We start from the raw sequence: 12277 nt of genomic DNA, 5'->3' as shown, positions 1-12277 counted from the left end.
GTGTTCTGTGCTGACGTGACCGACGCTATGAACAATTGAGGAAGGGATCGTTCCTAGTTCTCGGGCAGAATCTGGAACATGTCGGAGACCTCAGCTCGGTTGCTGCGCCTGCTGTCCCTGTTGCAGGGTCGGCGCGACTGGACAGGCACCGACCTGGCCGCCCGGCTCGGTGTCACCACGCGCACCATTCGCAAGGACGTGGACCGGTTGCGCGTCCTTGGATATCCGGTCGATGCGCGGCCCGGGGTGGCCGGCGGGTACCGGCTCGGAGCCGGCGGCACCCTGCCGCCCCTGCTGCTCGACGACGACGAGGCGGTGGCGGTCGCGGTCGGGCTGCGCACCGCGGCGAGCGGTTCCGTCGCGGGGATCGAGGAGACGTCGGTCCGCGCGCTGGCCAAGCTGCACCAGGTGCTTCCCTCGCGCCTGCGTCACCGGATCAGCGCCTTCCAGTCGTCCACGCTGCAGACGCCGTCGCCCGGGCCCCGGGTGGATCCCGACGTCCTGACGGTCATCGCGGGCGCCTGCCGGGACCACGAGCGGCTCCGGTTCGACTACCGGACGCACTCCGGGGTGGCCACCCGGCGCGACGTGGAGCCGTACCGCCTGGTGAACGACCGCAGCCGCTGGTACCTGGTCGCGTGGGACCCCGACCGCGCCGGCTGGCGCACGTTCCGGGTCGACCGGATCGACCCGCGGACGCCGACCGGTCCGCGGTTCGCCCCCCGGGAGCTGCCGCCCGATGAGGAGATCACGGCCCGGGTGACGCGCGGCGTCGGGGAGGCGACCTGGCGGTACCGGGCGCGGGTGATCGTGCACGCGCCCGCGGCGCACGTGCGTGACCGGCTGCCGATCCCGGCCGAGGTGGAGTCGCTCGGCGAGGACCGGTGCGCGTTCGAGCCGGGCTCGGACCATCCGGAGTTGCTCGCCCTCTACCTTGGACTGCTTGGCGCCGACTTCACGGTCGTCGACTCGCCCGAACTGGTCGATGCCCTGGACGCGGTGGGTCGCCGGTACCGGCGCGCGGTCGCCGCGAGCCGGAACGACGCGGACCGGGGCGAGGCGGGGCGGCGCGAGGCGGGGCCAGACGCGTGAACGCCGCGATCTCTACCGGCCGGGAGGATCTCGCACGGCAATGCCTCCCCTCGGCGGACGACCGCGTTCCCCGCACTGGCAGCGTGTTTCACATGCAGCCGAGCCAGAAGATCGCCGGCCTCGTCGTGGCGCTCGTATCGATCGCGCTGGCGTTGAGCGCCGCGTTTGACCGGTGAGGCGTCATGCTTGCCTCAGGGCGCCGGTGCAGGCGCCCGCCGGGAGGAGGACCCTGTGGCCAGGGCGAAGGTCAATGTCACCCTCGATGCCGATCTGGTCATCGAGGTGATGGTGCTGTCGGGCATCCGCAACGCGCAGGACGCCATCGAGGCCGTCGTCCGCGACTACGTGGCGCATGGGCAGCGCACGGAGGCCCGCACCGGAACCACGGCGCTGGAGCGAGCCGGGGACGAGCCGAACAGGTGGGGCCCGGAACGGCAGTAGCGGTCGGTCACTCTCCGGGCGGCGGACGGCGGAAGCTCTCGGGAAATGCGACGAGTCGCCGGATGCCCGTCCCCTTGGCGAGGATGTGGACCCGGAGGGGCGACGCCGCCCGGTACACGGCCAGGAAGTCGTTCCAGACGGGAGTGCTCGCGGGGGAGTCGAGGTACGTCGCGCTTTCGATGCCGTGGAAGGCCTGGAAGTCCACCTTCTGGCGCGCCATGAGCGCCAGCACGTGGTCGTCCAGGATGGTGATCCAATTGGTGATCCCATGATCCAGTGAGTACCTGACCAGGCCGTGGTAGAGAGCCGTGCTGACCAGTGCTCCGGTGAGGCGGGCGTCTTTCGACCGGTAGCCGTCGACGATGCCGAGGGTGGCGATGTCGAGGACGCCGTGCTTGTCGAGTTTCAGCCCGGTGTCCTCGAGAACCTGTTCGGCGGAGCGGCCGCCCCAGGGCTGCCTTTCCAGGTCGTTCAGGCTCTTGAAGCCGGCTTCGGAGTGACGGATCAGCCGTATGAAGCCGGCGATCCGATGGTGCCTGCCGTCGACGACGACCAGGAACTCGCTGGCCTGCCGGTACGGCCCGTACTCCTGCTCCATGAGCTCGGGGCCGTTGCCGAAAGCGCGCATGAACACGCGGTTCTCCACGGCGAGGGCGCTGTCGAATTCCGGATCGTCTGGGAGGACGTGCCGGAGCGCGAACCGTCTCATCAGAACGATCCGTAGTCGACTCGATGCGCCCTGAGCGCGGCCCGCGTGAACTCGACGGCGTCCTCGACCTCGAAGGCCTTGCAGGTGTAGATGTCCACGCTGAAGAACAGCCGCGGCCACTCCCAGGCGTAGAAATGCGCCCCCGACGATTCCCAGTGGATCCAGCCGGCCCAGCCGAACCGATCGGAACGATGCGTGATCGGTTCGAGGAGGGTTTTCATCTCCAGGACGTCCGACAGGGCCGAGAGGTAATGCCTGATCTCGTCGTCGGAGATGGGGTGCGCGACCGTGCCCTCGATGACCAGGCGCTGCCGATAGATGTCGGGTGCAAGATCTTTCATCGTTCCGTGATCCCCGCCGTCCAGTGGTTCGACCGTCCGCTGGGATCACGGTGCTCCGCCGGGATTGAATCTCGATGTCATCTCAATGGAATAGCGACGATCCGGAGGAGCGCGGCCGCCGCGCAGCCCCGGACACCGCTTCGCCACGAGAGCGGTCTTGTTGCCCCGCAATGTGTTTCAGTCGAGAACTGCTGCGCTCATCCCGACGGTGCCGGACTGGCTGTCGGTGAGCTCCACGACGAGCGTGTCGCCGGATCCCGTGGCGGCAGGGATCCGGAGGGTGACCTGCGACCCTCCGGTCCCCGGGACGGCCACCCGTGCGGCCTGTTTCCCGCTCGACGAGAACCGCGCCGTGAGCACCGCCCTGCCGTCGTACGCGCCGAGATACAGGCGGAGGATGTGCGACCGCTCATCCGTCGGAACGTTCAGCCGGATGGTGCCGCCCCTGGAGGTGAGCCAGGTCCACGCCCCCTGCCTGTCCTGCTCGGGGATCCCGCCGGCCCAGTTCACGACGTACGGCCCGCCCGTTACGGCCGGGGTCCCCGACACGACCTGAGGCGCGCTGATGACGGGCGTCGACTGCTTGCGCCGGACGGGAGTCCCGTCCTCGCGGGCCCCGACCACGACCCAGTCGCGGTCGCCGTCCGGGCCCAGGGTCAGGCCGCCACCCCACGGCCAGGCGCTGATCGAGGCGGGCACGGCAGCCGGTGCTCGGGTCGGGTTCGGGCGGGGCGGCGTCGTCGGCGGATTGGCGGACCGGGTCGGGCCGGGGGCCGCCTTGTGCGTCGGAGCCGTCGCCGGTGAGCTCGTTGCGGCGGCGGTGGTCGCCGTGCCGGTGACCGTGGGCGCGACGTCGGTCTTCCTGACGGGTGAGTCCGCTGCCGGTGTCGTGTACTCGGGATCCACGACACCGCTGCTGTGCTCCACGCTGCTGACCGCGAACACCACGGATGCGGCGACGGCGGCGACGGCACCGGCCTTCGCCGCGTCACCCCACCCGAGTCGCCGCGGTTCCGGCATCAGGTCCGGCTCGTCCAGCGCGCCCTGGATCCTGCGGTACATCGCGTCACGGTCCGGCTCGCGGCTAGCCGCCTCCGCCCGGAGGAGCCGGGCGATCCTCGCCCGGCTCGGTGGTGTCCCGGCGGGGCGCCGCCTCGTCACGTCGCCCACTCGTTCTCCTCCGCCGTCGTCAGGAGCCGTTGGAGTTGGGCCATGCCCTTGGAGGTCTGGCTCTCCACGGTGCCGACCGAGACCGCCAGGACGGCCGCGACCTCCTGATCGGACAGGTCGAAGGCATGCCGCAGGACGACGCACGCCCGGCGCCGGACCGGCAGTTGGAGCAACGCCGTGCGGACGACGGCGGCGGCGGCGCCGTCCGGACCCGGCGAATCGTCACCCGCGTCCCGGTGGAACAGCGCCATCCGGCGCCGTTCCCTTGCCAGCCGCCGGACCCGGGACGCCGCCATGTTGACCATCACGCGGCGCACGTAGGCGAACGGGTCGTCGCGGCTGCGGACGCGCTGCCACTGCCGCCAGGTAGCCAGCAGCACTTCCGCGGACAGGTCGTCGGCCTCGCCGGGGTCCTGCGTCAGGAGGTACGCGAGGCGGTCCAGGTCCCGGTAGTGCTGATCGAAGAATGCCTCGAACTCCGCACGCGCCGTGCTCAGGCTCACGACCTCGGTCTCCGGTACCGCGGGCGCACGTGACAACGCGAGGACCGGGCCGGGGGCGGCCACGCCAACCGGTCGTCACCGGGCCCAGAAGGGTTGCCGGAGACCACGTGTGACGTGCAGCACATACGCCATTCCTGTCCTGGTGTCGCGCACCGCTGGATCGGCAACGCAACGGCCCGATCATCGGGCATGGGCAGCAGGGCCCGCCAGGGAATCCCGGCAGGCCACTGCCGCGAGAGTTGGGCGGGACGGGTCGAAACAGCCCTTTTCGGCGCTTGGACAGGGTCACAGCATGGCGAGGCCGGTCGTCGGTGAGGACGCGAGTGCCTCCGAACGGCGCGGGATCCGTCCCGCGAGGCGCGCCAGCCGCCCGGCCGTGACAGCGGCCGCCATCGCCGCCGCCATGCGCCTCGGGTCCTGGGCCCGGGTGACGGCGGACGCCAGCAGAACGGCGTCGCAGCCCAGCTCCATCGCGAGCGCGGCGTCGGACGCCGTCCCGATTCCCGCGTCCACGATCACCGGCACACGCGCCTCGGCGACGATCAGCTCGAGGTTGTGGGGATTCCGGATGCCGAGTCCGCTGCCGATCGGCGCCGCGAGCGGCATGACCGCCGCGCAGCCGGCCTGCTGCAGGTGGCGCGCCAGCACGGGGTCGTCGTTCGTGTAGGGCAGGACGGTGAATCCCTTCGCCACCAGGCGCTCCACGGCGACCAGCAGCTCCAGCGGGTCGGGCAGGAGGGTGTGCTCGTCCGCGATGACCTCGACCTTGACCCAGTCCGTCCCGAGCGCCTCGCGGGCCAGCTGCGCCGTCGTCAGGGCCTCGCGGGCGGTGCGGCATCCGGCGGTGTTGGGCAGGATGCGGGTGCCGGTGCCGGCCAGGACGTCGAGCACGGATCCGCCGGCGTCGTCGCCCATGGGAAGCCGGCGCACGGAGACCGTGCACATCGCCGTGCCGGACGCGCGGATGACGTCGCCCATCAGTTCAAGGCTCGGGATGCCGCCGGTCCCCAGGATGAGCCGGGACGGCAGCGTCACACCGGCGATGCGCAGCGGGTCGTCGGCCGGATCGGTGCGGGTCATGCTCACCCTCCCTGCATCGCAGTGACGAGCTCGATCTCCTGCCCGCCACGAAGTTCGTGCCGTGGCCACTCACTGCGGGGGACGACGTCGCCGTCTACGGCGACCGCGATCCCGCGCCCGTCGCCCTGGACGGTCGCGATCAGCTCGGCCAGTGTCGTGCCGTCAGCGATCCGGCGCGGGGCGCCGTTGACTGTCAGTTCCACGCTGTCTCCTCGAAGGGTTGTCTCTCCCCGAATCGCGCGGGGGAGAAGCCGGCCAGGGGCTCGGGCACGTGTCCGTCGAGGAGCAGCGAGGTCACGCCCTCGGCCGTGACGGGCGTGAGCAGCACGCCGTTTCGGTAGTGGCCGGTCGCCAGCACGAGACCGTTCACGCCGGTGGGTCCGATGAGGGGGGCGTTGTCCGGCGTCCCCGGGCGAAGGCTCGTGCTGACCCGCTCCAGCCGCAGCTCGCCGACGGCCGGCACCAGGGCCTGCGCGTCACGTAGCAGTTCGTAGACGGCGCCGGCGCGGGGTGTGACGTCGAATCCGGCCTCCTCGCTGGACGCGCCCACGATGACGCGCCCGTCCCCGCGCGGCACGAGGTACACCGGGCTACCACGGACGAGTCCGCGCACGACGTGGTGCGCTACCGGTTCCTCCCCGTCGCCGCGCAGGACGAGAACCTGTCCCTTGACCGGACGCACCGGCGGCCGGGCACCGTCGTCCTGTCCGGCGAGGTCGCGGCTCCAGGCGCCGGCCGCGAGGACGACGGTGCCCGCGGCGATCCGGCCGCCGTCGGCGAGCTCGACGCCGGTCGCGCGTCCCCGATGAGCTCCGCCGCCGGCGCCGTGGGCGCGCAGGATCCGCCGGGTGCCGGTGACGACGCGGGCCCCGGTCGCCGTCGCCGCGGCCAGGAGAGCCGCGTGCATGCGCTGGGGGTCCACCTGGTGGTCGTCCGGAGCGAGCAGCCCGCCGGCGAGGCCGGGCGCCGTCCGGTCCTCGAGGCGGCGCAACTGCCGCCCGGTGAGCAGGTCGGACCGGAGGCCGAGTCGCTGCTGGAAGGCATGCAGGTCGTGCAGGACGGCGAGATCGGTCCGGTCCCAGGCGGCCACGACGGTCCCGTGCGCCCGGTAGTCGATGTCGTGACCGGTGGCGTCGCGAAGTTCCGCCGCCCACGCGGGGAAGAGTGCGGCGGACGTGAGGTTCAGCCGCAGGAGCGACGACTCGTCGTACGACAGCTCGGTGACGGGCCCGAGCATCCCCGCGGCCGTGCCGGACGCGCCGGAGCCGGGCGCGGCGTCCGAGACCGCGACGGTGAGGCCCTTCCGGGCACACCGCCAGGCGATCCCGAGCCCGATCAGGCCGCCGCCCACGACGACGACGTCAAAGCTGCTCATCGGCCTCCCTGCGCCGGCATTACCCGGATCAGGTTCGACGGTCGGCGGCTTCTGGGTTCCGCCCTCTCAGCCCGGCCCACCGGACTCCCGTGCGTCTTCAGTCTACCTACTATGCGGCTTATGCCTGGCGATCGGCCCGCGGCGCTCGCGGGCGCCCGTCTCTACCTGTGTACCGACTCCCGCTCCCGGCAGGGTGACCTGGCCGACTTCCTGGACGCCGTCCTGGGCGCGGGGGTCGACATCGTCCAGCTGCGCGAGAAGGGGCTGGAGGCCCGGGAGGAGCTGCGCCACCTGGAGGTCGTCGCCGCGGCGGCCGAGCGGCACGGCCGGCTGTTCGCGGTCAACGACCGCGCCGACGTCGCCCGGGCGATCGGCGCGCCCGTGCTGCACCTCGGACAGGACGACCTGCCGGCGAAGGTCGCGCGCGAGATCGTGGGCGACGAGACCCTGATCGGTCTGTCCTCGCACGATCCCGGACAGGCAGCGGCCGCCGCTCGAGAGCGGGAAGCGGACTACTTCTGCGCCGGCCCGGTGTGGACGACGCCGACCAAGCCGGGGCGTGCGGCCACGGGCCTCGCGCTGCTGGAGCACGCCGCTCGGCTGGCCCCGCCCGGTGTGGCCGGGAGCCGGGCGTGGTTCGCGATCGGAGGCATCGACCTGCCGCGCATCGATCGCGTGCTTCAGCACGGCGCGACGCGGGTGGTCGTCGTGCGGGCGATCACCGAGGCCGACGATCCGGCGGCGGCGACGGCGGCGCTGGCCGCCCGGCTGCGTTCTGCGGAACGCGAGGCGCCAGGGCGTGTCCCGTAGATCTTCGGCCTACTGCGCGGCACCCGGCGGGCACTCCGCGGTGTCCCCGGCCGACACTGGCTACTTCTCGGTTCGTCGCCGGGGGGCCTGGCCGTGCTCGGGTGAGTTCCGGCGAGGCGCGGGGCGGCGTGGCGGGTCCAGGTGCCCGCCGTTGGCGACGAAGTGTTCGGCGACGAGGCGGAGCTTGATGTTGCGGACGTTGCTCATCCGGACCAGGAGTGCGAACGCCTGGTCGGCGTCGCATCGGCGGGCCAGCATGATCATTCCCTTGGCCTGTTCGATCACGCTCCGGTACCGCATCGCCTCCTGGAGCTGGTCTCGTTCCGTGACGATCTCGCCGACCCGTCGGGTGTCCTTGATCAGGGCCTGTGCCGTCGCAGCGAACGGGCCTGCGAGGTTCGCGACCGCCGCCCCGTCCAGGGTCGACGGCAGGCGTGCGTAGAGCGTCAGGACACCGGTGACACCGACAACGCCGGTACCCGTGCCGTCCGCTGCGAGCGGGAACGCCCGGCAGCTCTGGACCGGCAGGTCCGGTCCGGGTGCAGCCAGCCGGGGATCGCCGGCCAGGTCGCCGCTGGCGATGTCCTGGCGCAGGCGATACGCGTCGAAGGTCGGGCCGGCAGCGTTGCGGTGTTGCACGCCGTCACCGGCTTGCGCCAGCGAGCAGGACGTCGCCAGCAGGTCCGGCTCGGCCGGGTCACCCGCCAGCACGGACGCCGCGTCCACCACCGGGATCGCGGAGCAAGCCAGCTCCGTCACCCGTCGCAGAACGCAGCGCAGATCGCCGCTCGCGATACCCAGACCACACAACTCCACCACGGCAGGTGAGATCTCGGGGGAGTCGTCGACCACCACCGACACCTCCTCCTTGTGCGCCATGGCGATGCGGCCAGATAGTCCTACCGTTAGAGACCGGCCTGTTACTGACAGTAAAGTATTGACCGGTTCAGTGCCGATCGAGTGCCGATCCGGTCCTCCGATCGTGACCGAGTCGCGCTGGCGGGGTCGGGCGAGACGCAGCTGGCACCCCTGGTACCGGTCAGGCGGCTCGCGCGCACGGGGTGTCCGATGCGTGCGCCGACGCGCATCGCGGGAACGACGGAGCCCCCGAATGGGTGAACGGCCTCCATGGGGGTGCCGCGACCGGTGTGGCGGCAGAGATTGGCGGCAGAGATTGGCGGCAGAGACTGGCGGCGTGTGCGCGCGGCGCTCGCCGACGAGCCCGGCACGACGGAACTGCCAGCCCGGATCCAGCCCATGATGGCGGTCCCGGGGGAGTTGCCGGCGGCCCGGGACGACGAGGCCTGGGCGTACGAGATGAAGTGGGACGGCGTGCGCGCCGTCGCCTACCTCCACGGCGAGCGGGTGCGGCTGGTGTCCCGCAACGACCGCAACGACCGCAACGCGCCCACGGGCGTCACGGCAGCGGGCTCTTGGTCGAGCCGATCTCGGCGCCGAACCACCTCGGGAGCTGGCCGGCCAGAGCCTCCTGGTCGTCACCGGCCCACGCCACGTGGCCGTCAGGGCGCAGCAGCACGGCGGGCGCGTCCAGTTTCTCGCTGACGTCGACGGCGTGGTCGACCCGATCCGCCCAGCCCGCCACCGAGAGCCGGCCGGTCTGGTCGAGGAGCAGTCCACGGCCGCCACGCATCCGCTCGTAGAGGCGCCCACCCTTCAGCTTCACGTCCCGCAGTCGCCGGCCGAGCAGGTGATGCCCCTCGCCGAAGTCGTAGCGGATCCCGATCCCGGTGATCTTCTCGATCAGGAACCGGTTCACCTCCTCGAAGTCCATCAGTTGCGAAACCAGCCGGCGCGCTGCCTGGGGACCCGGCTCGGTGGACATCAGCTCCGCCTGCGCCCGCGTGCTGTCCAGGACGTCGGCGGCCACGGGGCGCCGTTCGGCGTGGTAGCTGTCCAGCAACCCCTCCGGTGCCCAGCCGGCCACCGCGGCGGCCAGTTTCCAGCCGAGGTTGAACGCGTCCTGGACGCCGAGGTTGAGGCCCTGCCCGCCCATCGGCGGGTGGACGTGCGCCGCGTCGCCGGCCAGCAGCACCCGGCCGACCCGGTATCGCTCGGCCAGCCGTGTCGCGTCGTTGAAACGGGACAGCCAGCGCGGTGAGTGCGCGCCGAAGTCGGTGCCGGCGACCGTCCGCAGCCGTTCCCTGAGCTCCTCCAGGGTCGGCGGGACGTCGCGGTCCTCGGCCACCCCCGCGGCGGGCGCGACGGCGCGGTAGATCCCGCCTCCCACAGGTCCGACGCCGAAGTTCAGGTTGGTCTTGCGGATCTCGGCCACCACGGCCGCCACCTCTTCCGACGGTGCGGTGACCTCCATCTCGCCCAGCACCCACTCGGTCCGGGCGGGCTCACCGGGGAAGCCGACGCCGAGCAGCTTGCGTACCGTGCTGCGGCCGCCGTCGCAGCCGACGAGGTAGCGCGAACGCAGGTGCGTGCCGTCGGCCAGGTCGGCGGTCACCCCGTCCTCGTCCTGGCTCAGCCCGACCAGTTCGCAGCCGCGTCGGATCTCGGCGCCGAGCTCGATGGCGTGCTCGGTCAGCAGGCGCTCGGTGGTGGGCTGCGGCATGCCGAGGGTGTACGGATGTGCGGTGTCCAGCCGATCCGGAGTCGGCTTGGGGATGCCCGCGAAGGAGCCACGCACCGGGTACCGGGTGCCGAGCGCGAGGAACCGGTCCAGGAGGCCGCGCTGGTCGATCACCTCGATGCTCCGCACGTGCAGGCCCAGCCCGCGGACGACCTTGGTCGGCTCCGCATCCTTCTCCACGACGAGCGCCTGCACGCCACGTAGCAGCAGTTCGCTGGCCAGCATGACGCCGGTCGGTCCGCCGCCGGCAATGATCACGTCAATCATGAGGACCCCCAGCCCACGAGATTGCCTGTCGGCCAGAGACTCCGCGCGGTCCGTGACCTGCGCATTTCTGGCTTCGGCCGACGATTCTGCGCCTAGACCCGGGCCTTGCGGCAAGGCCCCCTTCGCGCTGTACGTTGAGAGTGGCACGGAGTTGCAACTCCCTGCCTTTGCCTTTGCCGTCCGCCGTGGACGGACGGCGCCGGTACCCGCGAGGTCATGGCGGCGTACGGAACGACTCCTCGCCCGACCATTGTCGGCTTCGGCCTTTCCAGGGCTAGTGTTAGCGTTCACAACGCTTAGGGCATAAGGGTTGTGGAGTGCTAATCGTGATCTAACCGGCGCGACTCGGGAGCAGCATCGATGGTGCTAGCGAGAAGCAGAGCCGGCGACGCACTACAACCCGGAGCCGCTCGCCCGGCACGCCGACGTGTCCGTCGACGGCGGTGCGGTGCAGCGCGTGCTGTTCCCGCACACGTTCCACCAGAACAACTTCTGGGAGCTGACGGTCCCTGTCGAGCTGAGGGCCGGGACGAACAGGATCGCCTTCTCGTCTGCGGAGCTGCCCAACTTCGACGGGACGACGTACGCCTCCGACGCGTGGCCGGGCGTCCCGCTCAGGTCCAGGTTCGCGCCGTTGATCGACCGGATCGCGATCGCGAAGTCCTCCAACGGACCTTCCGCGTGGGTGCTCGCGGCCTGCGGCGGTGGCACCGACTGGGCTGGAGCCGGCAGCTGGGTTCGCCCACGTTCTCGGTGCGCTTAAACGTTTCCGCTACCCGGAATCACACCGCATACGTGGGCGAACCTCGACCGGCGTCGTCCGAGTGGGCCGAAGCGGGGTGAGAATGGCGGGCGTGGGATTCCCTGGCGTACGGCGTGACCGGTGGCTGCGGCGCATCGCGGAGCTCGACCCGGTCACCGACCACATGGAGATCTACCGCATCTCCGTCTCGTACGAGTTCCCCTGGGACTACCGGCGTGCGCTCGAGCTGGCGTTGTTCCGCACGTACTGCGTGCCGAGCGTCTCGGCGCTGCTCGACGCCACCGGTGAGTTCCGGGTGCGGGCGCAGCAGCGGTACGACGACACGGCGCTGCTCATGGCCGAGTTGGTCGAGCACGGATACGACTCCGAGCGTGGCCGGGAATCGCTGCGGGTCATCAACCGCCTGCACGGCCGCTACGCCATCTCGAACGACGACATGATGTACGTGCTCTCGACGTTCGTCTTCGATCCCATCGACTGGATCGAGAGGTTCGGCTGGCGCCCGCTCACCGGTGCCGAGCGGCTGGCCGGCTTCCACTACTACCGGCAGGTGGGGCGGCGGATGGGTATCCGCGACGTCCCCCGGGAGATGGGCGAGTTCCGCCGCTTCAAGACGGCCTACGAGCGCGAGCACTTCCTCTACAGCGAGACCAACCGCCGCGTCGGCACCGCGACCGTAAACCTGTTCTGTAGTTGGGTTCCCGCGCCCCTGCGGCCGCTGGCGCGCCTGGCGGTGTACGGCCTGCTGGACGACGCCGTGCTCCGCTCCTTCGGCTTCCCGCGCGCGCCGCGCTGGCTCACGCGCGCCGAGGTGGCGGCTCTCCGGGCGCGGGCCACCGTCGTGAGGAGCTTCCCGCCCCGCCGGACGTCCGCCGTCATCGGGCGCGTCCGCAGCTACCCCGGCTACCCGGACGGCTACGGCCCCTCCGACCTGGGAGCGCCGCCACCGGCCGACGACCTCGACGCGAAATGGCTGCGCGCCTAGGACTGGCCGGCGCTGCCGAGGTTTGCCCACGTATTGGGTGTGATCCGGGGGCGCGGAAACCTTTAAGCACGACCGGAACGTGGGCGAACCCCGAACCGGCGGCAACGCAAGAGCGTTCCTCAGAGCCTGTTTTGGAATTCCC

General features: G+C 71.3%; 15 protein-coding genes and 1 riboswitch. Of the genes, 5 read left to right on the top strand and 10 right to left on the bottom strand.

Going from position 1 to position 12277, the window contains the following annotated elements:
- The first annotated feature begins 78 nt into the window (after positions 1-78).
- From AC08OU_RS01795 to AC08OU_RS01785, 3 genes are read left to right on the top strand one after another with little or no spacing between them, the layout of a single operon-like run.
- On the top strand, positions 79-1092 hold the full coding sequence (locus AC08OU_RS01795; RefSeq protein ID WP_476604147.1) for a helix-turn-helix transcriptional regulator: 1014 nt from the start codon (positions 79-81) through the stop codon (positions 1090-1092).
- A complete protein-coding gene (locus AC08OU_RS01790) occupies positions 1089-1268 on the top strand; it encodes a hypothetical protein (RefSeq protein ID WP_476604146.1) in 180 nt (59 codons plus the stop codon). Before AC08OU_RS01795 ends, AC08OU_RS01790 begins: the two co-directional genes overlap by 4 nt.
- Before the next feature lie 55 nt (positions 1269-1323).
- The gene (locus AC08OU_RS01785) at positions 1324-1533 is read left to right on the top strand and encodes a hypothetical protein (RefSeq protein WP_476604145.1); all 210 of its coding nucleotides are present in this window, start codon (positions 1324-1326) and stop codon (positions 1531-1533) included.
- Between the two features lie 7 nt (positions 1534-1540).
- On the opposite strand, the gene AC08OU_RS01780 is transcribed toward AC08OU_RS01785, so the two are convergent.
- From AC08OU_RS01780 to thiO, 7 genes are all read right to left on the bottom strand, one after another.
- A complete protein-coding gene (locus AC08OU_RS01780; protein ID WP_476604144.1) occupies positions 1541-2242 on the bottom strand; it encodes a hypothetical protein in 702 nt (233 codons plus the stop codon).
- Positions 2242-2583 carry an S-adenosylmethionine decarboxylase gene (locus tag AC08OU_RS01775; protein ID WP_476604143.1) on the bottom strand — a complete coding sequence of 114 codons (342 nt, stop codon included), beginning with the start codon at positions 2581-2583 and terminating at the stop codon, positions 2242-2244. Before AC08OU_RS01775 ends, AC08OU_RS01780 begins: the two co-directional genes overlap by 1 nt.
- A gap of 177 nt (positions 2584-2760) precedes the next feature.
- Entirely contained in the window at positions 2761-3744 is a 984-nt protein-coding gene (locus AC08OU_RS01770) for a hypothetical protein (RefSeq protein WP_476604142.1), read from the bottom strand.
- Entirely contained in the window at positions 3741-4319 is a 579-nt protein-coding gene (locus AC08OU_RS01765) for a SigE family RNA polymerase sigma factor (protein ID WP_476604141.1), read from the bottom strand. The genes AC08OU_RS01770 and AC08OU_RS01765 overlap by 4 nt, the downstream gene beginning before the upstream one ends.
- 222 nt (positions 4320-4541) lie before the next feature.
- Positions 4542-5336 carry a thiazole synthase gene (locus AC08OU_RS01760; protein WP_476604140.1) on the bottom strand — a complete coding sequence of 265 codons (795 nt, stop codon included), beginning with the start codon at positions 5334-5336 and terminating at the stop codon, positions 4542-4544.
- Positions 5337-5338: 2 nt separating this feature from the next.
- A complete protein-coding gene (gene thiS, locus AC08OU_RS01755; RefSeq protein ID WP_476604139.1) occupies positions 5339-5539 on the bottom strand; it encodes a sulfur carrier protein ThiS in 201 nt (66 codons plus the stop codon).
- The gene (gene thiO / locus AC08OU_RS01750) at positions 5530-6711 is read right to left on the bottom strand and encodes a glycine oxidase ThiO (protein ID WP_476604138.1); all 1182 of its coding nucleotides are present in this window, start codon (positions 6709-6711) and stop codon (positions 5530-5532) included. The genes thiS and thiO overlap by 10 nt, the downstream gene beginning before the upstream one ends.
- A riboswitch (TPP riboswitch) is annotated at positions 6700-6811 on the bottom strand. It overlaps the preceding gene by 12 nt.
- Before the next feature lie 11 nt (positions 6812-6822).
- Between thiO and thiE the strand changes: the two genes are divergently transcribed.
- Positions 6823-7521 carry a thiamine phosphate synthase gene (thiE, locus tag AC08OU_RS01745; RefSeq protein WP_476604137.1) on the top strand — a complete coding sequence of 233 codons (699 nt, stop codon included), beginning with the start codon at positions 6823-6825 and terminating at the stop codon, positions 7519-7521.
- Between the two features lie 60 nt (positions 7522-7581).
- Here the strand turns inward: thiE and AC08OU_RS01740 are convergent, their stop codons facing one another.
- The 3 genes from AC08OU_RS01740 to AC08OU_RS01730 all read right to left on the bottom strand — a co-directional run bounded on the left by AC08OU_RS01740 (position 7582) and on the right by AC08OU_RS01730 (position 11056).
- On the bottom strand, positions 7582-8400 hold the full coding sequence (locus AC08OU_RS01740) for an ANTAR domain-containing protein (RefSeq protein ID WP_476604136.1): 819 nt from the start codon (positions 8398-8400) through the stop codon (positions 7582-7584).
- 538 nt (positions 8401-8938) lie between these two features.
- Positions 8939-10387, bottom strand: a complete 1449-nt coding sequence (gene rox, locus AC08OU_RS01735; protein ID WP_476604135.1) for a rifampin monooxygenase — start codon at positions 10385-10387, stop codon at positions 8939-8941.
- A 393-nt stretch (positions 10388-10780) separates the two neighbouring features.
- Positions 10781-11056 (bottom strand): hypothetical protein, encoded by a 276-nt coding sequence (locus tag AC08OU_RS01730; protein WP_476604134.1) that lies wholly within the window; start codon positions 11054-11056, stop codon positions 10781-10783.
- A gap of 185 nt (positions 11057-11241) precedes the next feature.
- On the opposite strand from AC08OU_RS01730, the gene AC08OU_RS01725 reads away from it, so the two are divergent.
- On the top strand, positions 11242-12135 hold the full coding sequence (locus AC08OU_RS01725; protein ID WP_476604133.1) for an oxygenase MpaB family protein: 894 nt from the start codon (positions 11242-11244) through the stop codon (positions 12133-12135).
- The last annotated feature ends 142 nt before the right edge of the window (positions 12136-12277 follow it).

Source organism: Frankia sp. CcMO1 (genome assembly GCF_977945845.1).
This window is presented reverse-complemented; position numbering and strand designations above follow the sequence as displayed.

Excerpts from the sequence above, each read along its gene's own strand:
- AC08OU_RS01795 (WP_476604147.1), top strand. The coding sequence starts at position 79 with ATGTCGGAGACCTCAGCTCGGTTGCTGCGCCTGCTGTCCCTGTTGCAG.
- AC08OU_RS01780 (WP_476604144.1), bottom strand. The coding sequence starts at position 2,242 with ATGAGACGGTTCGCGCTCCGGCACGTCCTCCCAGACGATCCGGAATTC.
- AC08OU_RS01775 (WP_476604143.1), bottom strand. The coding sequence starts at position 2,583 with ATGAAAGATCTTGCACCCGACATCTATCGGCAGCGCCTGGTCATCGAG.
- AC08OU_RS01760 (WP_476604140.1), bottom strand. The coding sequence starts at position 5,336 with ATGACCCGCACCGATCCGGCCGACGACCCGCTGCGCATCGCCGGTGTG.
- thiO (WP_476604138.1), bottom strand. The coding sequence starts at position 6,711 with ATGAGCAGCTTTGACGTCGTCGTCGTGGGCGGCGGCCTGATCGGGCTC.
- thiE (WP_476604137.1), top strand. The coding sequence starts at position 6,823 with ATGCGGCTTATGCCTGGCGATCGGCCCGCGGCGCTCGCGGGCGCCCGT.
- AC08OU_RS01740 (WP_476604136.1), bottom strand. The coding sequence starts at position 8,400 with ATGGCGCACAAGGAGGAGGTGTCGGTGGTGGTCGACGACTCCCCCGAG.
- rox (WP_476604135.1), bottom strand. The coding sequence starts at position 10,387 with ATGATTGACGTGATCATTGCCGGCGGCGGACCGACCGGCGTCATGCTG.